A 21,215-nucleotide genomic window follows, 5' to 3' on the forward strand; every position below is an offset into this window, starting at 1 on the left:
TCGTGTCTCTCCACCTACATTGAACTGTATTTTTCACGCAGTTGCTGACGAACAAACTCAGCCACTGTGTTGAAAACGAATGTGAATATGAATAGTACAAATGCTGCTAAGAATAGAATGCGATAATGCGAGCTGCCTACCTCAGACTCTGGCATTTCTACCGCGATATTCGCTGCAAGTGTTCTCATACCCTGGAAGATACTCCAGTCCATAATAGGTGTATTACCTGTTGCCATTAGTACAATCATTGTTTCACCTACAGCACGGCCAAGACCCATCATTACTGCCGAGAATATACCCGGGCTTGCTGTTAGTAGTACTACGCGAACCAATGTTTGCCATTGCGTTGCACCGAGTGCTAATGAACCATTTGATAAGTGCTTAGGAACACTGAATACCGCATCTTCCGCAATTGAGAAGATAGTTGGGATAACAGCGAAGCCCATCGCAATACCAACAACTAACGAGTTACGTTGGTCGAATGTCATACCTAATTCATTGGTTAGGTACTGACGCACATTACCGTCAAACATCCAAAGCTCAATTGAGTTACTCATCGCAAACGATAACCAACCAATAAAGATAACCACTGGAATAAGTAAAATAGAGTGCGAACCTTCAGGAACACGGTGACGAATTGACGCCGGTAGCTTGTTCCAGCCGAATGCGGTTAATAAGATACCAATTGGTAATAATACTAATAATCCGACAATCGCTGGTAAATGCTCTTCAATTAATGGTGCTAACCAAAGACCGGCTAAGAAACCTAAGATTACTGTTGGTAATGCTTCCATGATTTCTACAGTCGGCTTAACCACTTTACGTAATTCACTCGACATAAAGTACGCTGTGTAAATCGCAGCTGAAAGCGCAATAGGTACTGCAAACAGCATCGCATATAAAGCTGCTTTAATCGTACCGAATGAAATTGGCACTAATGAAAACTTAGATTCAAAGTCATCACTGGCAGAGGTTGATTGCCAGATATAACCCGGCTCTGGGTAACCTTCGTACCATACTTCTTGCCATAACGCAGACCACGTTACTTCTGGGTGTTCGTTATGGATTTCGATTACTTTTAATGCGTCATCTGCAAGTACTAGCGCCGCATTTGAACGAGGTGCAATTGCAAAGTTTTGAATTGGACCATCACTTACTTTACCTTGCCACAGTTTTGCGTCGCTGGTTGTGTAATAAATACCAAGCTCACCGTTAGCACCCGCTGTGAAGAACGTACGACGGTAGAACTCAGTGAAAATATTTAGTTTCGATTGTTTGCTGGTTTCAAAAGCGCGGATCTTTTGGAACTCACGTCCCTCTTCCGTGTTTACTTCAAACCACTGAGATACTTCACCATTATCGTTAGCAAGCATCAGTGAGTTAGCACCCGCTAATAACTGAGTTGAAACTAGGTTCGCGTTTTCTTCGTTAGCTGCAAGCAGTTGGATTTGCTCAACTTCAGAAGGGTAACGCGTATCGTATACGTAAATTTGATTTGCAGAGCGAACGAACGTACGTGTTGTATCAGGTGAGATTAATAGCTCATCCACACGACCTTCGATATCAAGCTCAGTTCGCTCAACATTCCACTCAACTTCGCCAGTGAACATGTTTTCTTCACCGACAAAACTGCTGAATAAAACGCGCTTGTCAGCAGTTAAAGCAACAACAGCCGTTTTATCTTCATAGTGGCTAAACGCAAATTTAGTGATTGCTGCGCCTTGATCATCAACTTCAAGCGCCATATCACCGAGCGGGTAGTCTAATCGAGGTGTTAATTGGCGTTGATTATTTGGGAATGTCACCAAAAACTTAGGTGCAACCACAACAACCGTACCATTTTCTAAACCGTACGCATATTGACCTTGAAACGGTGCAGAGCTTGCAAAGCTGCTTACATCGCTAGGTAATTCAGCATTAAGAGTGGTGATCTTTTTACCAAAATGTTCTTTTTCAACATTGTAAAAGTCCACGCTACCTTTTTCACCGAGTAAAAAGGCAACCTCTGTTTGCTCTTCAATGCCAAGGCCAACAACTTCTGACGCATTTTGTAGTTTTACACTGTTACGTGTTTCTACTTTTGCTGATTCAAAAATAGGTTGAACAACATAAAGAAGGTAAAAGAATATGAGTAACAGTGCTACTAGCACCATTACGCCACCTGCGGAAATACCCCACTTGGCAAACCTGTCTTTAAATAGACGGCTTCTATCCGTATGAAAGGTAGGTTTATTCGGATTGGAAGTCATCAAAACACCCTTAAATCTTAACGTTGCGCGAATTATATTTCACCAAGATGACAGTAATGTTACAAACGTCATAATTCAGTGTAATAAAGCAAGCTTTTCAGGAACGAAGTTTAAAGTTAAAAAATGACCAATTTACGACAATTGTAAGCGCTTTTAAAAGTCCTAAATTAACAAGCTAACAAACTGTTATATCTAATTTTTTATAACTATATGGAAAAAATTGGACAAACAATAAAACAGCATCAATACTCAAGAAGACTTATTTTTTCAACAATAAGAATCATTTTTAACCAACGCCTCCTTCCTTTTATTGCATTTTTCAGAGGCATTTTTATAGAGATTTAAGTATGAAGCAGTTAGTAATTACTATTTTGGGGCCAGATAAACCCGGCCTAGTTGAAGACCTTTCAGCCACAATTCTAAGCCACCACGGCAACTGGTTAAGCAGTAATTTAAGCCACCTTGCAGGGCATTTTGCAGGGATCATTGAAGCAGCAGTACCTGAAGAACACTTACAAGAATTACAAGATGCGTTACATAGCCTGCCGCATTTAGAGGTTAGAATCGAACGCGGCACCGAGACGCTGCCTGAAGAAAAATCTGAGCAAATTAATTTTGTTATCACTGGCAATGATAGACCAGGCATTGTACAAGAGCTAGCCAGCGTTATTCGTCATAAAGGGGCGAATATCACTCACCTCAATTCAAAACAACAAAGTGCACCTAACTGGGGTGTGCCTATTTTTAGTGCTGTTGCCACCGTTGCTTTACCGATTGGTATGAACAAAGACGAAGTAATTAGCGCACTTGAGTCTATCACTACAGACCTAATTGTTGATATTGAGGACGCGTAACACACAAGTTTATAGGGATATTTTGAACTTTAAAAAAGCGGCATGCATGTCACAAAACTGACATGTATGTCATAAAAGTGATAAGTACGTCACATAAACGTCATCTGCATCCTCTATATTCTAACTAGCTATAAACGTTGGAAAACCAGATGAACGCATCACATTCTTCTTCTCAAGCCATCAATTACTTTGCCAAAGAGCTAAGTTGGCTGTCATTTAATGAACGCGTGCTGCAAGAAGCCAAAGATAAATCGAACCCGATTATTGAGCGCATGCGCTTTTTAGGTATTTACTCAAACAACATGGATGAGTTTTTCCGTGTCCGTGTTGCCGATGTAAAACGCCGAATTTTACTTAATAAAATTCCTGATGCGAACTTTGATGAAGATGAGATCCTACTCCATCAAATCCAGAGTAAAGTGCTCCAGCTTGGCAAAAAATTTAATCAAATTCATAAAGATATTTTGAATGATTTAAACGAGCATAATATTCACGTAGAGCTACCAGAGAAGTTATCTGAATTTCATTTAACCTGGCTGAAAAAGTTTTTCCACGACAATGTACTGCAACACATTTTGCCGATTTTGCTCTCTGAAAAGAAAGACTACTCAGATCAAATTAACGACACCATGACTTATTTGTTTGTCGAGATGACCAATCAAAAAAGTCATTATGCCATGATGGAGGTGCCTACTGACCGCGTCTCACGCTTTGTTATTTTGCCGCCTGAGAAAACACGTCGCCACAAAACCATTGTGATGCTTGATGACATCATTGCCTACTTTATTCGCGATGTATTTAGCAGCTTTTTTAGCTTTGATGATATTCAATGTTATGCCATCAAACTGACCCGCGATGCCGAGTACAATTTAGATGATGAACTCGAAGAAGGTTTACTCGATAAAATGTCGAAAGGCCTAAAACAACGTATTTCTGCTGAGCCTGTGCGCCTTGTTTATGACGAGAGCATGCCTGATGAAATGCTTAAAGTGATGAAAAAGCGCCTTAACATAAGCCAACATGATGCACTGATCCCCGGCGGTCGTTATCGTAACTTCCGCGATTTTATTGCGTTTCCAAATGTTGGTCGTCAGTATTTAGAAAACAAACCACTGCCTGCATTACAAAGCACAGCCTTTAACAATCACTCAAGTGTGTTTGATGCTATCTCTGAGCAAGATGTGTTGCTGTATTACCCTTATCACACCTTTAACCATTTACTTGAGTTTGTGCGCCAAGCTGCGTTTGACCCAGATGTAACCCAAATAAAGGTCAATATTTATCGCGTTGCAAGTCAATCTCGCCTTGTTTCTACACTAATTAATGCGGCAAAAAATGGTAAGCATGTAACCGTAATGGTTGAGCTGAAAGCGCGCTTTGATGAACAGAACAACATTGAATGGGCAAAAACCTTGAGTAACGCTGGGGTTAAAGTGATTTTTGGTATTCCTGCGCTGAAAGTGCACAGTAAGCTATGCGTTATTCACCGTAAAGAAAAGAATAACATCGTGAAGTATGCCCATATAGGCACGGGTAACTTCCATGAAAAAACCGCCAAAATCTACACGGACTTTAGCTTATTCACCAAGCATGAAGGCATTAGTGAAGAGTGCGATAGCGTGTTTAAGTTTATCGAAAGTAGTTACCGACCATTTCAATTTGACCATTTAATGATTTCGCCAGTTAACGCACGACAAACTATTATGTCGCTAATTGATGCCGAAATTACCAATGTAGAGCACGGAAAAGCTGGCCGAATTACACTAAAAATAAACAACCTAGTTGATAAAGAGCTGGTTGATCATCTTTATTTTGCTGCAAGACGCGGCGTAAAAATTCGCATTATTGTGCGTGGTATGTGTTCCTTAGTGCCCTCTGCCGTGAACGATAATATTCGTATTATTAGTATCGTTGACCGTTTTTTAGAGCACCCTCGGGTGATGGTGTTTCATAATAATGGTGACGAAAAAGTGTATATTTCATCGGCAGACTGGATGACCCGAAATCTTGATCACCGCGTTGAAGTAGCCACTCCGATTTATAATGAAAAATTAAAACAGCTGATTATTGATATCCTTGAGCTACAGTTTAAAGATAGATCAAAAGCACGCATAATCGATAGCGAACAAAAAAACAGCTATGTGCGCCGTGGCAATCGTAAAAAAATTCGCTCGCAAATTGCCATTTATGACCACCTTAAGAAATGGGAAAGTAACTACAATAATGAATGATTATCCCTCAATTGCTGCCGTTGATTTAGGCTCAAACAGTTTTCATTTAGTGGTGGCAAGAGAGGTCGATGGCTCTTTGCAAATCTTACACAAAGAAAAACAGCGCGTTTATTTAGCTGACGGTTTAGATGATAAAAATCATTTAAGCCAAGAAGCTATTGAGCGCGCACTAGCCATTCTCAAACAATTTGCCATTACCTTGCAGGACTTTCCCCTTGAGAATGTCAAAGTGGCCGCCACGTACACATTGCGCCGCGCGAAAAACATTCATTCATTCTTAACGCAAGCAAGTAAAGTGTTTCCTTACCCAATCGAAGTAATATCAGGGCAAGAAGAAGCACGTTTAATTTACCAAGGTGTTGCCCATTATATTCATCACGATGAAAACCGCTTAGTCATTGATATCGGCGGCGGCAGTACTGAACTCATCATTGGTAAACACTTTAAACACAAACTACTCGCTAGCCGCAACATGGGCTGTGTCAGCTATACCAAGCAGTTTTTTGCAGATGGACAAATCACAGCTAAGCGCTTTGCCAAAGCCGAAGTTCGCGCAGAGCAAGAACTCGAAGTGATCTTTGCAAATTACTTATCAGCTGGCTGGCAATCAGTGGTGGGAACATCAGGCACGATTAAATCTATCCTTGCCATGATCAATGCAAACGATGCAGAGCAAGAGCTAATTACTTTAGAGCGATTATTAGAATTAAAAACCCAGTTTATTGCTGCAAAACAAATACAAGCGCTGCAAATTGAAGGTCTTACGCCTGAGCGGCAAGTGAGTATTTGTGGTGGTTTAGCTATTTTAATTGCCATATTTAGACTGTTTAACATCGAAGCGATGCAATATAGCGACTTTTCACTGCGTGAAGGCCTGCTTCATGAAATGCAGCAAAAACTCGCCCATAAGGATATTCGCACAAATACCATAGCGAACCTATCTGAGCGCAATGCCATAGATAAAGAGCATGCTAATCGCGTCTCAACAACCGCAAAGTGGCTATTCGAACAAGTAAGAGAAACATGGCACCTGACTGACTCTGATCACATAAATTTACTGGATTGGGCTGCACAGCTGCATGAAATTGGTTTAGGGGTTAATTCTTCGGGGTTACATAAACACAGTGCCTATATCGTGGCGAACAGCCAATTACCTGGCTTTACACAGCAACAACAAACACTTCTTAGCTGTATGATCCGTTTTTATCGTAAAAAGATCCGTTTAGAAGATTTTCCAGCACTGCATACCATGCAGCATTATGAAATATTACAGCTCATTGTGATTTTGCGTTTAGCAGTACTGCTAAATCAAAAGCGCATTACTGACCAAGGCTTTAAGCTTGAGGTAACAGCCAAGCAAAATAGTATGTTCTTAAAGTTTCACAATAAGTGGCTTAAAGAACATACCTTGCTTTTAGCTGACTTACAGCAAGAGCAAAAATACCTTAAAAAAGTCGGCTTCTTACTCGATTTTCATTAAGCTGATTAATATATACCCAAACCACCTCAAGATGTGAGTTTCAGTTGGAATTAAAAGCGATTTAGGCAAGGCATTGATTGCAAGTAATAGTGGTTCTATTGTTAAGATCAATAACGCAGTATAAATCGCTTTTAAACCAACCCGTTGGGCGCTTCACAGGCACTTACTCTCATCGTTGTTACTTCTTAAAAGGGACTGCCATTCTTACAAAGTAACGCCTTGATATTAAGCACCTGTGAAACGCTGAATTCTGCATCTTGAGGTGGTTTGGGTATACTACATATCCATATGGCGGTTTGAGCTTTGCATCATTTGCTTAAGGCCTTGATGTTCAAGTTCTAGCAAACGTTCGAGCTTTTCTTTGGTATCTGCCGTTTCGGCGCGTGACACCAAGTACTCATATAAGTCGATTACTTTTTGGTGTTGCGTGGTTAAGTAAACCTGAATCGCCTTTTCATCAATGCGCTGATCAGTGCTGATATCGTTAAAAGTAATTAGCTCTGGGTTTTCAGAAAAATACTCATAGCAATACGTATCGAGTGTGTTTACTTCGGTAATCGCTTTAAAACCAACGAGATCTTCTGCCAGCTTCTTCTCATATTGCAGATAATAGTCCACCAGCATTTGATTGTGCTCGTCCAGTAAGTCTTTAACACTGTGGAAATTGGCTGCCATTTGAGTATGAAATAACACGGTCCAATCATAAACTTGTTGTATTGTTTTAACTTGCATGTGCATTCCTTATCAAAATCAATTTAATATGACTTTGCATAAATCACACCAGCAACAAACAACCCAATTATCAACAAGTTAAAAATAAAATGTGTAACTTGCAGCAATTAAAAGCGCACAAGTTACACACTGACTGTAAAATTTATAGGTCGCGTTTACGCCATATAAAATAAAGCGCAGGTAACACAAGTAGCGTTAAAACTATGGCACTGAGCATCCCGCCGACCATAGGCGCGGCTATTCGGCTCATCACTTCACTACCGGTTCCAGTGCCATAAAGCACCGGCAGTAACCCAATGATAATAGTGGCAACTGTCATCATTACAGGCCTAACCCGAAGGCCTGCACCATTGATGATTGCTTGGCGCAGCTCTGTAACCGTGAACTGTGCTGATTGCGCTTTAGCATCTTGATAAGCTTGGTTGAGATAAACCAGCATGATCACGCCAATTTCCACAGCAACCCCAGCCAGGGCAATAAAACCAACCCCAACAGCAACCGAGAAGTTAAAGCCTTCAAGGTACATCAGCCAAATACCGCCTATCATCGCAAGCGGTAAGGTCAGCATAATCATTGCCACCTCAATAAAGCTTCTAAAATTGAGGTATAACAGCACCACAATAATTGCCAAGGTGAGTGGCAATACGTAACTGAGTTTAGCTTTTGCGCGCTCCATATATTCATATTGCCCCGCCCACGTAATTGAGTAACCAGCAGGTAGCTCGAGCTGCTCATGCAGCGCTTGTTGCGCACGCTCAACATAACTGCCAATATCACTGCCTTCAATGTCGATTAAGCTCCAGCCATTAATGCGGGCATTTTCACTTTTAATACCCGGCGGGCCATCTTCGATAAAGACATGAGCTACATCGGCCAATGCGATACGCTGTCCGTTTGGTGTCACTATCGGTAACAACTTAAGCTCTTCTGGCGAGTCGCGATAATCTTGTGGATAACGTAAGTTAACCGGGTAACGCTCTTGCCCTTCAACGGTTTCGGTCACATTCATACCACCGATAGCAGTAGCAACAACCTGTTGCACATCAGCAATGTTTAAACCGTACCGTGCTGCTTTTTCACGGTTGATATCAACTTTGATGTAGCGACCGCCGGCAACGCGCTCAGAATAAACCGAAGCCGTGCCCGGTAAATCTTTTAAGATGACTTCAATTTGCTCACCGATTTTTTGAATTTCGCTCAGCTTTGGCCCTGCTACTTTGATCCCCACAGGCGTTTTAATCCCAGTGGCAAGCATGTCGATTCGTGTTTTGATTGGCATAACCCACGCATTGGTAAGCCCTGGGAACTTAACCAGATTATCGAGCTCTTTTTTCAGTTTCTCGGTTGTCATACCCTCGCGCCACTGTGACTTTGGCTTTAACTGAATAAAGGTTTCGATCATGGTAAGCGGCGCAGGATCTGTGGCAGTATCCGCTCGACCTACCTTACCAAACACCGACTCAACCTCTGGCACACTGGCAATTAGCTTATCGGTCTGCTGTAAGATTTCACGGGCCTTACCAATTGAAATACCTGGGTAAGTCGTTGGCATATACATTAAGTCGCCCTCATCAAGAGGAGGAATAAACTCACTACCAATTTTATTAACCGGGTAAAAGCCAATAGCAGCCAACACTAATGCCAGTACCAATGTTGTTTTCGGCGCTTTTAATACTGCATTTAACAAGGGTTTATAGGCTGCCACCAATAAGCGGTTTACTGGGTTTTTCTTCTCCGAAATAACCTTACCGCGAATAAAGTAGCCCATTAATACTGGCACCAGTGTAATCGCTAAACCAGCCGAGGCCGCCATTGCATAGGTTTTTGTATAAGCCAGAGGCGAGAACATACGTCCTTCTTGAGCTTCAAGAATAAACACTGGCATAAAGCTGACGGTAATTATTAATAAACTAAAGAATAACGCGGGCCCGACTTCTGCGGCTGAGTCCATCACCACTTGCCAGCGGTTCTCATCGGTCAGAGGGGTTTTCTCCATATGCTTGTGCATATTTTCTATCATCACGATAGCACCATCTGTCATTGCACCAATAGCAATCGCTATGCCGCCAAGCGACATGATGTTGGCGTTTATACCTTGCCAATACATCACCACAAAAGCCGTTAAAATACCCATTGGCAACGTGATAATGGCTACGATCGATGAGCGTATATGGAATAAAAACACCACACACACTAAGGCCACGACGATTAACTCTTCAATTAACTTTGAACTTAAGTTATCAAGTGCTTGGGTAATAAGGTTTGAACGGTCGTACACTGGAATGATTTCGACGCCCTCTGGCAGGCCTTTTTTGAGCGACTCTAGCTTTTCTTTTACGAGTTTAATGGTTGCTTCGGCGTTTTCTCCAAAGCGCATCACTACCACACCACCAGTTACTTCGCCTTCGCCGTTTAATTCAGCAATTCCACGGCGCATTTGTGGCCCAAGTTTTATATCGGCCACATCGCGTAATTGCAGTGGCGTACCATTGGCATTAGTACCCAGCGGAATGGCTTCTAAATCTGCGACACTTTTGATGTAACCTGTGCTCGATACCATGTATTCGGCTTCTGCCATTTCGACCACTGAGGCACCACGCTCTTGGTTACCTTGCTTAATTGCTGTTTGAATTAAACTTAGCGGAATACCATAAGCACGCAATTTATCCGGGTCGACATTCACCTGATACTGCTTAACCATACCACCAACAGACGCTACCTCTGATACGCCCGGCACCGTTTGCAGCTCAAACTTTAAAAACCAATCTTGCAGGCTTCGTAGCTGGCTAATATCATGCTTACCGGTTTTATCCACCAGCGCATACAAGTAAATCCAGCCTACCCCTGTTGCATCAGGGCCAAGTTCAGGCCTCGCTGAATCCGGTAAGCGAGCACTTACTTGACTCAAATATTCTTGTACTCGACTACGGGCCCAGTAAAGGTCGGTGTCTTCATTAAAAATAACGTATACATAAGAGTCACCAAAAAACGAAAAGCCCCTTACCGTTTCAGCACCCGGCACCGACAACATGGCTGTGGTGATAGGAAACGTTACTTGGTCTTGCACCACTTGTGGCGCTTGTCCTGGGTAAGACGTTTTTACAATAACCTGTACATCAGATAAGTCAGGCAAGGCATCAACTGGGGTATTCTTTAAAGAAAAAATCCCAAAGCCCGCCAACATTAAAGACAGCAGTAATACAAAGAAGCGATTACCGACTGACCAACGGATCACGGCAGCTATCATTGCATTTCTCCTTGCATAGGGTGGCTCATGGTCATGATGTCAAAAATCACAAACTCACCGTCCACCAATTTAAAGGTAAAATGCACTTCATCATCGCTTTGCAAACTAGACATATCGATGCGCGGCGAGAAATGAAATTCCATAGTTGCAGCCCCGCGGCCCCACTTAGGGATGGCCTCACGACTGATCACAGCCGTTCTGGCTTCACGGTCAATGCTGTTGATCACGCCATTTACCATTGCGCTATCGCTATCAGGTTCTTGCATACGCATAAAGTCAGAACTCTTACTTGATTCGGAATCTATTAAGAACTGCGCTGAAACCACAACGTTATCGTCTTTCAATAAGCCTGATAAAATTTCGACATCATGATTATCACTACGGCCTAGCGTCACAGCGACTGATTTAAAGCGCCCTTCACCTAAATCAATCACGACACGGTCTTGGCTACCGGTGCGGATCACCGCTTCTTTAGCTATCACTAATTGCGGCTCAGTTGGCTTAGTAGTAATGCTCACTTCAGCAAACATATTCGGTTTTAATAAGCCATCTTGGTTAGCAAAGCGTAAACGCACGCGCAGGGTACGGTTTTTCTCATCAAGGGTTGGGTAAATATAATCGACCTTGCCTTGCCAGCGTTTGCCCGGTAAGTAATCTAAGCTCATGGTAACAGGCAAGCCTTTATGGATAAGCCCTGCTTGGCGCTCAAAAACTTCAGCCTCAACCCACACTTCTTCTAGGTGGGCAATACTCATCATGGTTGTGCCCGGTTTCACAAAGAAGCCTTCGCGGATATTTAGCTCATCCAATACGCCACTTTGCTTGGCATAAAAGGTAATGTTTTGCCTAACCTTTTGGCTTTGCTCTAATCGCGCAATAAAATCGTCAGAAACATTCAGTGAGGCTAAGCGTGCTTTTGCCGCACGTATAAGCACTGCATTGTTACGTTTAAGGGCAAGCAGTAGCTCTTCTTGCGCATTCACTAGCTGTGGAGAATACAAGGTATAAAGTGGCTCGCCTTGCTTAACTTGGTCACCAGCGGCTTTTACATATAAGGTTTCTATCCAACCTTCGACACGAGGGTGAATATGCACGAGTTGGTCTTGGTCGTATTGCACATAACCAACCGTATCAACCGTCGTTTGTAATGATTTAAAGCGTACGGGCGCTGTTCTTACCCCTAAGTTATTAACGACTGCTGGTGAGATCCTCACCGTACCCGGGCTATCTTCAGCGCTACTTTGCTCCTCATAAACAGGGACTAATTCCATACCCATTGGTGATAACCCCGGTTCATCACGGCGGTAATTGCTGTCCATAGGCGCCACCCAATATAGCGGCTTTTTCTCAGCGCTTGGCATTTGTTCATGCTCTGGCTCAGCCAATTTATTTACAGCCGTTGCCAATGCTGCACCTACCGCCAAAGCGATAACTAATTTCACTGTGTTATTCATTGCTAGCTCCTTGGCTTTGTGCTGCATTTATTTGGTTATCTTTTGCTGCTGCGTAATAATTAAGGCGAGCGAGGGTTATTTGTTTATCAATTTCGATGTTTAATGCATCAATTTTCGCGTTAAGTTCGCTAATGCGAGCACGCATCACTTCTGAAAAGTCACCATCATCATTGGTGTAAGCATTTAACGTCGCCTCCGCTTGCTCTGCCATTTGCGGTAATAGCTGCTGTTGATACAGCGCTTTGCGCTGAGCAAGTCGGCTTAATTGGCTAAGCTCTTTAAAATACTGACCTTGCAGTTTTTGCAGGGTAATAAGCTTGTTGGTTTTTACCGCCTCGGCATTAGCTATTGCGGCATTAACTTGTTGATCTTGGCGGTTATCAGTAAACAGCGGTAAATCAACACTCACCCCAATAGAGAATAAGTCAGCGCGAGAGTCACCCATCGGGGTATCATCACGATAGCCATAACCAAGGTTCATACCAAATTGCGGTTTATACGCTTCTTTCGCCACTTGCACTTGAGTGTTTTTAGCACGCATAGCATGATCAATAGCGATAATTGCCGGGTGATTCATCAGCACTTCAGTCACCCCCGATGGTGCAAGCTCTTGATAAGCCATAACTGCGGTCACCTTGGTGTTTTCATCGCTCACTGCACCGTTTAGCATTTCAATAGGTAGCCATTGAGCTAGTCGCTTTTTGGCACTATCAAACTGTTGCTCTAACATCACCAGCTTATCTTCAAGCCGAGTCAGCTCTAGCTGAGCGCGAATAATATCCTGCTGGCGAGTCGCACCAAGTGTATTGGCATAGCTTGCTTCTGTAATATCAATAAGCTGATTAAATAAGGCTTTATCTTGGTTGATCAGTTGAATGCTTTTTTGTGCGCGATAAGCATTTAGCCATGCTTCGCTAACAATGGCTTTAACCTGTGCTTGGCGGTCAGCTCTAAGCCAAGGATATTGCTCAGCCGATTGTTTTAAAGCTTGTTGCTGTAAGGCAAGACTATCACCTCGGCTAAATTGCTGAGACAAGCCCACTTTGAATTGCGTCATACCCTCTTGGTCAAAGGCAAAGCCATCGGTTGGTAAGTTCATAAGTCCAACAGTTAACACTGGATCTGGCAAGGTACCGGCGGCAATGCTTTGTGCTTCTATCGCCTGTTGCTGGTATTTATTTGCCTGTAACCAAGGCTCGTGAGTCAATGCATAATCAATCACCTGATTGAGTGCCAACGGCTCTGCTTTCACTAAACTTGAGGTTATCAATACTGCGCCTAGAGAAAGCGCCTTAATCAATTTGCTGTGAATCATCACATGCTCCAAAAATCTTAAAAATGGTTAAAAAACAATAGATTTTGGTTGCAGAATGAGGTGTATTTCAGCGTTTTACTGAATTTTAGACAGACCTATCCTGCTTAAGCAGTAATAGGTGGACGATATAAAGAACTGACGCGGAAACTCAGCTGGCTGGCGCCTAACACTGTGACTTTTTCTGATTGCTTAATTGATTTAACAACTAAATCATTTAACGGCAGGAGTGAGTGAGCTGTACAGGCATTGAACGGACACGCACAATCGCTGTTATCCATTGCATCTTCATGGCAACAATCCATATCACTCATGTCGCTGTCAGCATTCATATTAGCATGATGGTCCATTTGCATGCTGGCATGTGGCATATCACATACCATAGCAACAGACGCAACTGACTGACCCACAAACGTGAGCAGCATCATAGCTATCAATAAGTAGCTTGAAAGTCGCGTCATCATCATACCTTAAACATTATTTGCCCAAATTGTAGCCCGAAATTTACGCGCTCGACAAGGGTTTATCTATTTTTATGCTACTGCTGGCAGCAATAGCAAATAGGCAATAACCAGTAAAATACCAAAACCCATCACCTAATTCGGCATGCATTTTAATCAGCTCGCCCATTTGCCCATCGGCATTACCTGCTAAATAGGCCACGATCAATGCAATCACAAACACATCAACCATGCTCCATTTACTTAGGCCTTGTATGAGTTGACCGAGCAAATGCTTAAATCTATTCACAGGTAAAAAACAGTAAAGCAATTGCATCAGGAGTTTTAAAGTGGGAATGACAATTGAGAACACTGCAACAAGCGCGGCAACAAGGTAGTTTTTGTTATTAGCAAGCTCATTTACGGTGCCCCAAATGCTGCGTGTTTTTTTATAGGCATCAATTTCACCTTCAAGCTTATCAAGCCCCAACATGCTTGATGCCATCATTAACACGCTACGAGTATTGCGATCGCCTTCATCGGCAATCATTTCAATACCTGTTTTGGCAAGCTTAGATTTATCGATTTTTCCTTCTAGGGTGAGCACAGGCTGGGTTACACCGGGAATTAGTAACGCCAAGGCAATTAAAATAGCCAGTACCGGAAAAACAACACGCATTAGTTACAAACCTTTTAAATACTCAGAGCTCGCATCATAACGAACTCCGCGGGTTTAGTCTGTAACCGATGATAAGCTTTCAAACACTTCATCGGCATAAGCACGAGCATCATACATAGCTTGAAAAACCACATCCATTTTTGACGCAGGACGGATCATCATTAGTAGCTCATGGGCTGTGTGCCACTGCTCTTCTTCCATTGCTTTAACAAGCTGTAAGCTCGCACCTTGCATGCCATTAAAGTTTAATAGTGCGCTCGAAAGCTCACTACCCAACGAAAACTCTTTGGCAATGATATCAAGCTCCATATCTAAAATTGCATCTAAAACAGAGAGTAAGCCAACTAAATAGCCTTGCTCAGCTAGGTCTTTACCGCCTGGTTCAAGCATCAGCGCAATAAATTTAGCTCTTGTTAAGCCAAGTTTGGTCAGCTCTTGCGGTTTATCATTGCCTAATTCGCTGAGCGCTAATACTCGCACAAATTGTCTAATCGCATCTTCACCGAGATAAATAACCGCTTGCGAAATCGAACGAATTGTCTGCTGACCACTGCTTGTACGTGCATTTACTAATTTTAAAATACGTGCAGTAAGGCCAATATCTTTAGCAACCCGTTGTTGAATTGCATCAAAATTTAAATCTGTTTGCGCTGTACAGTTAAGTAATTCAAGCACGGCAACTTTTGATGGTTCAACATTACCAAAACTTAAAAGCTCTGGCTTGGCAAAAAAGTAGCCCTGAAACAGGTCACAACCAGCCGCTTTTAGCTGCTTAAAGTCTTCATAAGTTTCAATGCGTTCCACTATGATGGTGGTTTCAGGAAAGCTGCGTTTGAGCTTTTTGATCATCATGTTGGTTTTGATAATCGGCTGTGTGACTTCAAGCTTTATAAAATCCATCAAAGGCAAAATATCTTGCCATTTATCTGTGCCATCGTAATCATCAAGCGCGAACAAGTAACCCTCTTGTTTTAATTGCTTAACACGGTTCACTACTTTTGGAATACTGGTAGCCCGCTCGACTATTTCGATAACCGCACTGCGTGGTTGCAGCAACTTAGGGAAATCATCCAAAATAGCGTCGGTCGATAGGTTGATAAATGCAGGTTGAAAACCCGTTAGCTTTTCGAGTCCCATCAACATTAACGCGTTAAAAAACAGCCGTCCTGTAGCTTGGCCATCACTGGTACCTACCGGAAAGACATTATCGCTCGATTCTCTATACAATAATTCGTAAGCATACAAACTTTTATCAGCATTAAATATTGGCTGCCGGGCTATATACTGAGTCATGCTCTGACTTTTGTTACCTTCCATACTTAATTCTGACATTCAACTTCTCACTTAGATGTGGCTAACTCCACATTACTATTGTTATTAGTATAGTGAAAGATGTTTGCCTTGCTAAAAAACAAAAACCCAACCAAACTAGGTACATGAAAACGAATTCAATCAGACCATTGCGCTTCTCTAACTCGATTTTCTTAATTTTACTCTTTATTACTCACGTAGTTTTGGCTGAGCAGCAACCTGTACTGAAGTACAATGTAACCGGCTCTGGGAACTACTATCCTTACTATATTGATGATAAAAGCAACCCAGGGATCCTCCCCGAATTGATCAAGCAAGTTATGCTGCTTGCTGATATTCAAGTGCAGCATGTCGAGCTTCCTGCAAAACGAACCGTTAAATACCTTCACCAAGGACATATCGATTTTGATGTCATAAGCCCCGAATGGCTGAGCCAGGCAGAAAAACAAAATCCACAGTTTAGTTACTCAGACACCCTGTTTGCCGTTGAAGAGTATCTAGTGAGCTTAAAAAGCTCTGTGGCTCAATGGCAGCAACTCAACAGTATTCGTAATCAACCCGTAGGGACTGTTTTAGGTTATTACTATTATGACGATAACCGCTTTAAACGGGTTGATTTTCACTCTGAACAACAACTCATTCAGGCGTTAAAAATGCAACGAATTGAGGTCGTCATAATTGATAAACTGCCAGCATTATATTGGGCTGAGCAATTTGATGCAGATATCAGCTTTGGTGCATTACATTCGCTAGGTAATCTAAAAATTCGCCTGCGCAGTGAGCATCAATCATTGTTACCAAAAATAAATACAGCAATCAAAGAACTTAAAAATTCTGGCCGCTTAGATGCCATAATCAATAAATACACAAAAAGCATACCCCTACAATAATTAGGGATATTCCGCTTTGGACCTGCTTTTGCTATAATGCGCGCTGTTTTTCTTACCTTGTTAACTAAAAGAGCCTCCTATGAGCATTGAACAAGCCCTAATCGAACGCAGTAATAACCAATGTGAACTTTGCACTAATACAGATAATCTATCTGTTTACGAAGTGCCACCTGTTACAGAGGCTCATTCTGATAAATGCATTTACGTTTGCCAAACCTGTAAAGATCAAATTGAAAATAATGCTGATTTAACTGCAAACCACTGGCATTGCTTGAACGACAGCATGTGGAGCCAAACACCGGCTGTACAAGTTGTGGCTTATCGCATGTTGAAGCGTTTAGCTGCTGATAACGGTTGGGCACAAGATGCACTCGATATGATTTATCTTGAAGAAGACACACTAAAGTGGGCGCAAACAGCCCTAGCTGAAGATGACGATATTAAACACATCGACAGTAATGGTGTTGTGCTACAAGCAGGTGACACTGTGACACTTATTAAAGATCTTGATGTGAAAGGTAGCAGCCTTGTTGCTAAGCGCGGCACCGCAGTTAGAAACATTGGCTTAACGAGCAACCCTGAACACATTGAAGGCCGTGTTGAAGGCAACGCATTGTTATTCTTACCAAATACGTGAAAAAGTAACGATTACTTTAATTCGCTTTATTTCTCTTAAGCGATTCGTTATTAAGAAAATGGGCCTAGTGCCCATTTTTTGTTAATTAAGCTATGATTAAGTCAGCGAACTTTATGCTAACTCAATAACAAAGACGCATAACCCTAAAACGCAAGGAAACAATCATGGCTTCGGATACCATCTCATCTTTCAAACGCGCTTCTCTATGCAGTTTAATGATCTTAGGGAGCAGCTTAGTATTAACAGGTTGTGGTGAAGACTCTGCCGCACCACAGGCTGAGCAATCAACAATGAAAACCCTTAATACACAGGTTACTTATTTAGATCGCAGCATGCTGCCACCAGGTTCAGTATTAAAAGTACAACTTGCTGATGTATCAAAAATGGATGCCAAAGCTGACGTTATCAGCGAACAAGAAATTGAATTAAATGGCGCGCCGCCATATAACGTGGCACTTGAATATGACGAAAGTAAAATTGCTGACCGTCACCGCTATGGTGTGAGTGCACGCATTGAGAATCAAGGTAAATTACTTTACATCAGCACCACTCACAATAATCCATTTGCTGAAGATGTGACGGGTGATGTGTATAAGGTGACTGTGACTAAAGTATCAGCGAAAAAACCAGACGTTACTTTGACTAATACGTATTGGAAAGCCGTTACCATCAGCGGAGAAGCAATCACCGTTGAAAATAAAGAACCTTTCGTGCAGTTTAAAGACGATGGTTCAACCAATGGTTATTTAGGGTGTAATAACTTCTCAGGTAGTTACGAGGTTAACGAGCAGACGCTTACATTCAACCCATTAGCAAGCACCAAAAAAATGTGTGTATCACAAATGGATATTGAAGCAGCCATGTCTGCAGCACTTGCAGCAACGGCTAAGTACTCTATCAATGGGGAACAGTTAACCTTGTTAGATGATAGTAATGAGCCGCTTGCAACCTTCGCAGCAACTTACATGAATTAACAACAGTTAAATCAAAAACGCCCAGCAAATGCTGGGCGTTTTTGTATTGAAAAAATTATTCTTCAACTAGTTGTTCGCTGCGATAAAAACCACTGCTATCGCTTAGTAATGAAACAAGCTCAGGTAATACCGCATCCATTGTTTGCTTTAATTTCCATGGCGGGTTGATCACTATCATACCCGATGCTGTCATACCATGAACGTCGGTATCGGCCTCTGTTGCGAGTTCAAACAGCTGAATGTTACGCATACCCGAAGCGATTAAACCCGCTTCCATACGGTCAATTCGTTCGCGGTCTACAACCGGATACCAAATCATGTATGTTCCAGTTGCAAAGCGTTTATGTGCTTTAACAAGGGTATTAACGACCGTGTCGTAATCGTTTTTAATTTCGTATGGAGGGTCAATAAGCACACAAGCCCGGCGTGATGCTGGTGGTAATAAACCAACTAAGCCTTGAAAGCCATTTTCACCACGGACGCGAATAGATCGCTTACCTTTCATGTTGTCTTGCAGTAACTGTAAGTCACGTGGATGCAATTCAAAGAACCACCCGTTATCTTGGCGACGTAAAAAGTGCTCTGCAATTTTTGGCGAACCAGGGTAAAAATCTAAATTACCATGTGAGTTAAATGATTTTATCAGCTCAATATACTCATTAAGTGCATCATGCTCACTGTTGTGCTGCCAAAGCTTAGCAATCCCATCTAAATACTCTTGTGTTTTTTGTGCATCACTGCCTGCAAGTTCAAAAAAGCCAGCACCTGAGTGGGTGTCCACATAATCAAGCGGTTTATCTTTAATTGTTTGGTATTTAAGAACTTCAGATAGAACAAGATGTTTTAGCACATCAGCAGGGTTGCCTGCATGAAAAGAGTGTCGATAACTAAGCATATTTATAAGTCGCCAAATGCAAAACTGCATTAAAAATGAATGGCCATATTGTACATGATAAACAGAAAATGATCCTAGGATCTGGCGCTTTCGTGAATCAAAAATGAATAAAAAAGCCGCTACGCTGAATTACACCTTAATAATAAATAAAAATCCCCTAAAAAGGCCGTAAATGCTGGCATATCAAGACACTTTCCTTTACATTTGCATGACAATAATCACAGTTTTATGAGCGCATTTATGAATAACGAAACCCTTTCCCAACTCGAACAACTGATCGACAAATTAATCCTTCGCAACAGCGAACTTGAAAGTGAAGTTAAAAGCCTGCAAGAACAAACCGCTAAGCTTTTAGATGAGAACGAAACTCTGCAACTGGAAGTACTAGAAAACGAAGAGAAACAAAAAGATACAAGCAGCACATTGACTGGCCTGCTTGAGAAATTGCAAAGCGTTCAACAGGCTAGCTAATGAGCAGCCCACAAAGTCAGCGGGTCACCGTAGAGCTACTAGGTAAAGAGCATGAGTTCTCTTGCCCACCAGGGCAAGAGCATGCCCTAGTTGCTGCTGCACAAAAATTGAATGACTTAGTGGAGCAAATGAAACAACGCTCATCGGTTCGCAATGACCAAAAAGCATTGCTAATGGCAGCATTACATCTAAGTCATGAATTGCTTGAAGTTAAATCGCAACAAGCAGAACAAGAGCAACAACATGACAGCTTAATAGATAAGCTCAGCCAACACCTTAGTATTTAGAAAAAAGCGCATCTGGCGCTTTTTTTGTTTACAATCAACTGCACTGACACCTATTCGAGCTAAACACCATGCGATTTTGTGCTTTTTTGTTCTGTTTATTTCTAAGCTATAGCGCCCAAGCAAGCGTTAGCTGGCATAGCATCACGCCTGAAATCCAATTTCTACGACAACAAAATAAACTGCGTTTTTACGATTCGAATCAAGTGCTGATAGAGGGTAAAGAATGTGCCTTAATGTTTGATGCCAGTGGTAACTTTGCCGAGGTAGAAAAGCTCGCTGAGCAGCTAAAAGAACGCTTAAAAACACCATTATGTTATTTAGTGGCGAGTCATTATCATGATGATCATCTGCTAGGCTTGGCCGTTTTACAAGCTGAGTTCCCTGAAGCTAAACTCATTGTACATCAGCAAGTAGCGACTGAGTTTTCAGCAATGCAGCAAGCATTGGCAGATAAATTAGATGGCTATGAAAAAAGCATCGAGCTCAGCTATCAACGGCTTGCCAATCAACCTGAAGATCAACAAGCTATTTGGCGCGACAAACTTGAACTTGCAAAAAAGCGCTTATTTCGCTGGCGAGAGCTCACCTTAAACCCGCCAGCTATTAGCATTACTGAGTCAACACAGCTAAACCTTGGTAACTACCCCGTCGTTATTACACCTTACCAAGCGCATACTAAGGGAGATCTCACTTTAAGGGCAGATCAAGGTCGCGTGCTGTTAGGCGGCGATATAGTCGACAGCTTACCTTACCCTGGGCATGGTACATTCACGCGCTGGATAACCGCACTGCAAGATATTCAAAAAAATACCACACTGACAACTATTTTACCGGGTCACGGCAAGCCGCTGACACCTGCTGAACTTGCGCTCCCTTTAAAGTTTTTGAAAACCATTAAAGAGCTGACAAATTCCTCGCCGGATAAACCAGTGAGTGAATTAATTCCACTTTTTCCTTCAGACGTTAAACAGCAATACCAACTTGATGAAGTGGGCGAAAGAGCGTTTTCTATGTTTCTAGAAGCTGGACTTAAACAGAGCAAATTGTCAAAATAGGGCTAAAATAGTAAAAG

General features: G+C 42.1%; 17 protein-coding genes and 1 pseudogene. 9 read left to right on the forward strand and 9 right to left on the reverse strand.

The window, feature by feature from the left end:
- Window positions 1-14: 14 nt before the first annotated feature.
- On the reverse strand, window positions 15-2,249 hold the full coding sequence (locus C2M33_RS17480) for an ABC transporter permease subunit (RefSeq protein ID WP_105175045.1): 2,235 nt from the start codon (window positions 2,247-2,249) through the stop codon (window positions 15-17).
- A gap of 347 nt (window positions 2,250-2,596) precedes the next feature.
- On the opposite strand from C2M33_RS17480, the gene C2M33_RS17485 reads away from it, so the two are divergent.
- The 3 genes from C2M33_RS17485 to ppx all read left to right on the forward strand — a co-directional run bounded on the left by C2M33_RS17485 (window position 2,597) and on the right by ppx (window position 6,814).
- Window positions 2,597-3,103 carry a glycine cleavage system protein R gene (locus C2M33_RS17485; RefSeq protein WP_063701833.1) on the forward strand — a complete coding sequence of 169 codons (507 nt, stop codon included), beginning with the start codon at window positions 2,597-2,599 and terminating at the stop codon, window positions 3,101-3,103.
- Window positions 3,104-3,252: 149 nt separating this feature from the next.
- Window positions 3,253-5,334, forward strand: coding sequence for a polyphosphate kinase 1 (ppk1, locus tag C2M33_RS17490; RefSeq protein WP_105175046.1), 2,082 nt, complete (start codon window positions 3,253-3,255; stop codon window positions 5,332-5,334).
- Window positions 5,327-6,814, forward strand: a complete 1,488-nt coding sequence (ppx, locus tag C2M33_RS17495) for an exopolyphosphatase (protein ID WP_105175047.1) — start codon at window positions 5,327-5,329, stop codon at window positions 6,812-6,814. Before ppk1 ends, ppx begins: the two co-directional genes overlap by 8 nt.
- Window positions 6,815-7,090: 276 nt before the next feature.
- On the opposite strand, the gene C2M33_RS17500 is transcribed toward ppx, so the two are convergent.
- From C2M33_RS17500 to C2M33_RS17530, 7 genes are all read right to left on the reverse strand, one after another.
- Window positions 7,091-7,546: a hypothetical protein gene (locus C2M33_RS17500; protein WP_063701839.1), complete on the reverse strand. Its 456-nt coding sequence runs from the start codon at window positions 7,544-7,546 to the stop codon at window positions 7,091-7,093.
- Between the two features lie 142 nt (window positions 7,547-7,688).
- Complete coding sequence (locus C2M33_RS17505) at window positions 7,689-10,793, reverse strand: efflux RND transporter permease subunit (protein ID WP_105175048.1); 3,105 nt, start codon at window positions 10,791-10,793, stop codon at window positions 7,689-7,691.
- Window positions 10,790-12,247 (reverse strand): efflux RND transporter periplasmic adaptor subunit, encoded by a 1,458-nt coding sequence (locus C2M33_RS17510; RefSeq protein WP_063701843.1) that lies wholly within the window; start codon window positions 12,245-12,247, stop codon window positions 10,790-10,792. Before C2M33_RS17510 ends, C2M33_RS17505 begins: the two co-directional genes overlap by 4 nt.
- The gene (locus tag C2M33_RS17515; RefSeq protein WP_105175049.1) at window positions 12,240-13,562 is read right to left on the reverse strand and encodes a TolC family protein; all 1,323 of its coding nucleotides are present in this window, start codon (window positions 13,560-13,562) and stop codon (window positions 12,240-12,242) included. The genes C2M33_RS17510 and C2M33_RS17515 overlap by 8 nt, the downstream gene beginning before the upstream one ends.
- A gap of 104 nt (window positions 13,563-13,666) precedes the next feature.
- Window positions 13,667-14,020, reverse strand: a complete 354-nt coding sequence (locus tag C2M33_RS17520; RefSeq protein WP_105175050.1) for a hypothetical protein — start codon at window positions 14,018-14,020, stop codon at window positions 13,667-13,669.
- Between the two features lie 43 nt (window positions 14,021-14,063).
- Window positions 14,064-14,678: a paraquat-inducible protein A gene (locus C2M33_RS17525; protein ID WP_063701851.1), complete on the reverse strand. Its 615-nt coding sequence runs from the start codon at window positions 14,676-14,678 to the stop codon at window positions 14,064-14,066.
- Window positions 14,679-14,732: 54 nt separating this feature from the next.
- Window positions 14,733-16,010 carry an EAL and HDOD domain-containing protein gene (locus C2M33_RS17530; protein WP_063701853.1) on the reverse strand — a complete coding sequence of 426 codons (1,278 nt, stop codon included), beginning with the start codon at window positions 16,008-16,010 and terminating at the stop codon, window positions 14,733-14,735.
- A 104-nt stretch (window positions 16,011-16,114) separates the two neighbouring features.
- Here C2M33_RS17530 and C2M33_RS17535 point away from each other — a divergent pair, with 104 nt between their 5' ends.
- The 3 genes and pseudogenes from C2M33_RS17535 to C2M33_RS17545 all read left to right on the forward strand — a co-directional run bounded on the left by C2M33_RS17535 (window position 16,115) and on the right by C2M33_RS17545 (window position 18,490).
- Window positions 16,115-16,879, forward strand: coding sequence for a substrate-binding periplasmic protein (locus tag C2M33_RS17535; RefSeq protein ID WP_105175051.1), 765 nt, complete (start codon window positions 16,115-16,117; stop codon window positions 16,877-16,879).
- A gap of 79 nt (window positions 16,880-16,958) precedes the next feature.
- Window positions 16,959-17,524, forward strand: a pseudogene (locus tag C2M33_RS17540) (PhnA domain-containing protein).
- A 156-nt stretch (window positions 17,525-17,680) separates the two neighbouring features.
- On the forward strand, window positions 17,681-18,490 hold the full coding sequence (locus tag C2M33_RS17545) for an META domain-containing protein (RefSeq protein WP_063701858.1): 810 nt from the start codon (window positions 17,681-17,683) through the stop codon (window positions 18,488-18,490).
- A gap of 55 nt (window positions 18,491-18,545) precedes the next feature.
- Here the strand turns inward: C2M33_RS17545 and C2M33_RS17550 are convergent, their stop codons facing one another.
- Window positions 18,546-19,385 (reverse strand): 23S rRNA (adenine(2030)-N(6))-methyltransferase RlmJ, encoded by an 840-nt coding sequence (locus C2M33_RS17550; protein WP_105175053.1) that lies wholly within the window; start codon window positions 19,383-19,385, stop codon window positions 18,546-18,548.
- Window positions 19,386-19,625: 240 nt separating this feature from the next.
- On the opposite strand from C2M33_RS17550, the gene C2M33_RS17555 reads away from it, so the two are divergent.
- The 3 genes from C2M33_RS17555 (at window position 19,626) to C2M33_RS17565 (ending at window position 21,198) form a co-directional block, all read left to right on the forward strand.
- A complete protein-coding gene (locus C2M33_RS17555; RefSeq protein WP_054552458.1) occupies window positions 19,626-19,856 on the forward strand; it encodes a hypothetical protein in 231 nt (76 codons plus the stop codon).
- Window positions 19,856-20,143: a cell division protein ZapA gene (locus C2M33_RS17560; protein WP_105175054.1), complete on the forward strand. Its 288-nt coding sequence runs from the start codon at window positions 19,856-19,858 to the stop codon at window positions 20,141-20,143. Before C2M33_RS17555 ends, C2M33_RS17560 begins: the two co-directional genes overlap by 1 nt.
- Window positions 20,144-20,211: 68 nt before the next feature.
- Window positions 20,212-21,198 carry an MBL fold metallo-hydrolase gene (locus C2M33_RS17565; protein WP_105175055.1) on the forward strand — a complete coding sequence of 329 codons (987 nt, stop codon included), beginning with the start codon at window positions 20,212-20,214 and terminating at the stop codon, window positions 21,196-21,198.
- The last annotated feature ends 17 nt before the right edge of the window (window positions 21,199-21,215 follow it).

Source organism: Pseudoalteromonas sp. T1lg122 (genome assembly GCF_002964825.1).
Taxonomy (GTDB): Bacteria; Pseudomonadota; Gammaproteobacteria; order Enterobacterales; family Alteromonadaceae; genus Pseudoalteromonas; species Pseudoalteromonas gelatinilytica.

What these genes read in the sequence shown, in the direction of transcription:
- C2M33_RS17480 (WP_105175045.1), bottom strand. Translation starts at nt 2,249, where the DNA reads ATGACTTCCAATCCGAATAAACCTACCTTTCATACGGATAGAAGCCGT.
- C2M33_RS17485 (WP_063701833.1), top strand. Translation starts at nt 2,597, where the DNA reads ATGAAGCAGTTAGTAATTACTATTTTGGGGCCAGATAAACCCGGCCTA.
- ppk1 (WP_105175046.1), top strand. Translation starts at nt 3,253, where the DNA reads ATGAACGCATCACATTCTTCTTCTCAAGCCATCAATTACTTTGCCAAA.
- ppx (WP_105175047.1), top strand. Translation starts at nt 5,327, where the DNA reads ATGAATGATTATCCCTCAATTGCTGCCGTTGATTTAGGCTCAAACAGT.
- C2M33_RS17500 (WP_063701839.1), bottom strand. Translation starts at nt 7,546, where the DNA reads ATGCAAGTTAAAACAATACAACAAGTTTATGATTGGACCGTGTTATTT.
- C2M33_RS17505 (WP_105175048.1), bottom strand. Translation starts at nt 10,793, where the DNA reads ATGATAGCTGCCGTGATCCGTTGGTCAGTCGGTAATCGCTTCTTTGTA.
- C2M33_RS17510 (WP_063701843.1), bottom strand. Translation starts at nt 12,247, where the DNA reads ATGAATAACACAGTGAAATTAGTTATCGCTTTGGCGGTAGGTGCAGCA.
- C2M33_RS17515 (WP_105175049.1), bottom strand. Translation starts at nt 13,562, where the DNA reads ATGATTCACAGCAAATTGATTAAGGCGCTTTCTCTAGGCGCAGTATTG.
- C2M33_RS17520 (WP_105175050.1), bottom strand. Translation starts at nt 14,020, where the DNA reads ATGACGCGACTTTCAAGCTACTTATTGATAGCTATGATGCTGCTCACG.
- C2M33_RS17525 (WP_063701851.1), bottom strand. Translation starts at nt 14,678, where the DNA reads ATGCGTGTTGTTTTTCCGGTACTGGCTATTTTAATTGCCTTGGCGTTA.
- C2M33_RS17530 (WP_063701853.1), bottom strand. Translation starts at nt 16,010, where the DNA reads ATGTCAGAATTAAGTATGGAAGGTAACAAAAGTCAGAGCATGACTCAG.
- C2M33_RS17535 (WP_105175051.1), top strand. Translation starts at nt 16,115, where the DNA reads ATGAAAACGAATTCAATCAGACCATTGCGCTTCTCTAACTCGATTTTC.
- C2M33_RS17545 (WP_063701858.1), top strand. Translation starts at nt 17,681, where the DNA reads ATGGCTTCGGATACCATCTCATCTTTCAAACGCGCTTCTCTATGCAGT.
- C2M33_RS17550 (WP_105175053.1), bottom strand. Translation starts at nt 19,385, where the DNA reads ATGCTTAGTTATCGACACTCTTTTCATGCAGGCAACCCTGCTGATGTG.
- C2M33_RS17555 (WP_054552458.1), top strand. Translation starts at nt 19,626, where the DNA reads ATGAATAACGAAACCCTTTCCCAACTCGAACAACTGATCGACAAATTA.
- C2M33_RS17560 (WP_105175054.1), top strand. Translation starts at nt 19,856, where the DNA reads ATGAGCAGCCCACAAAGTCAGCGGGTCACCGTAGAGCTACTAGGTAAA.
- C2M33_RS17565 (WP_105175055.1), top strand. Translation starts at nt 20,212, where the DNA reads ATGCGATTTTGTGCTTTTTTGTTCTGTTTATTTCTAAGCTATAGCGCC.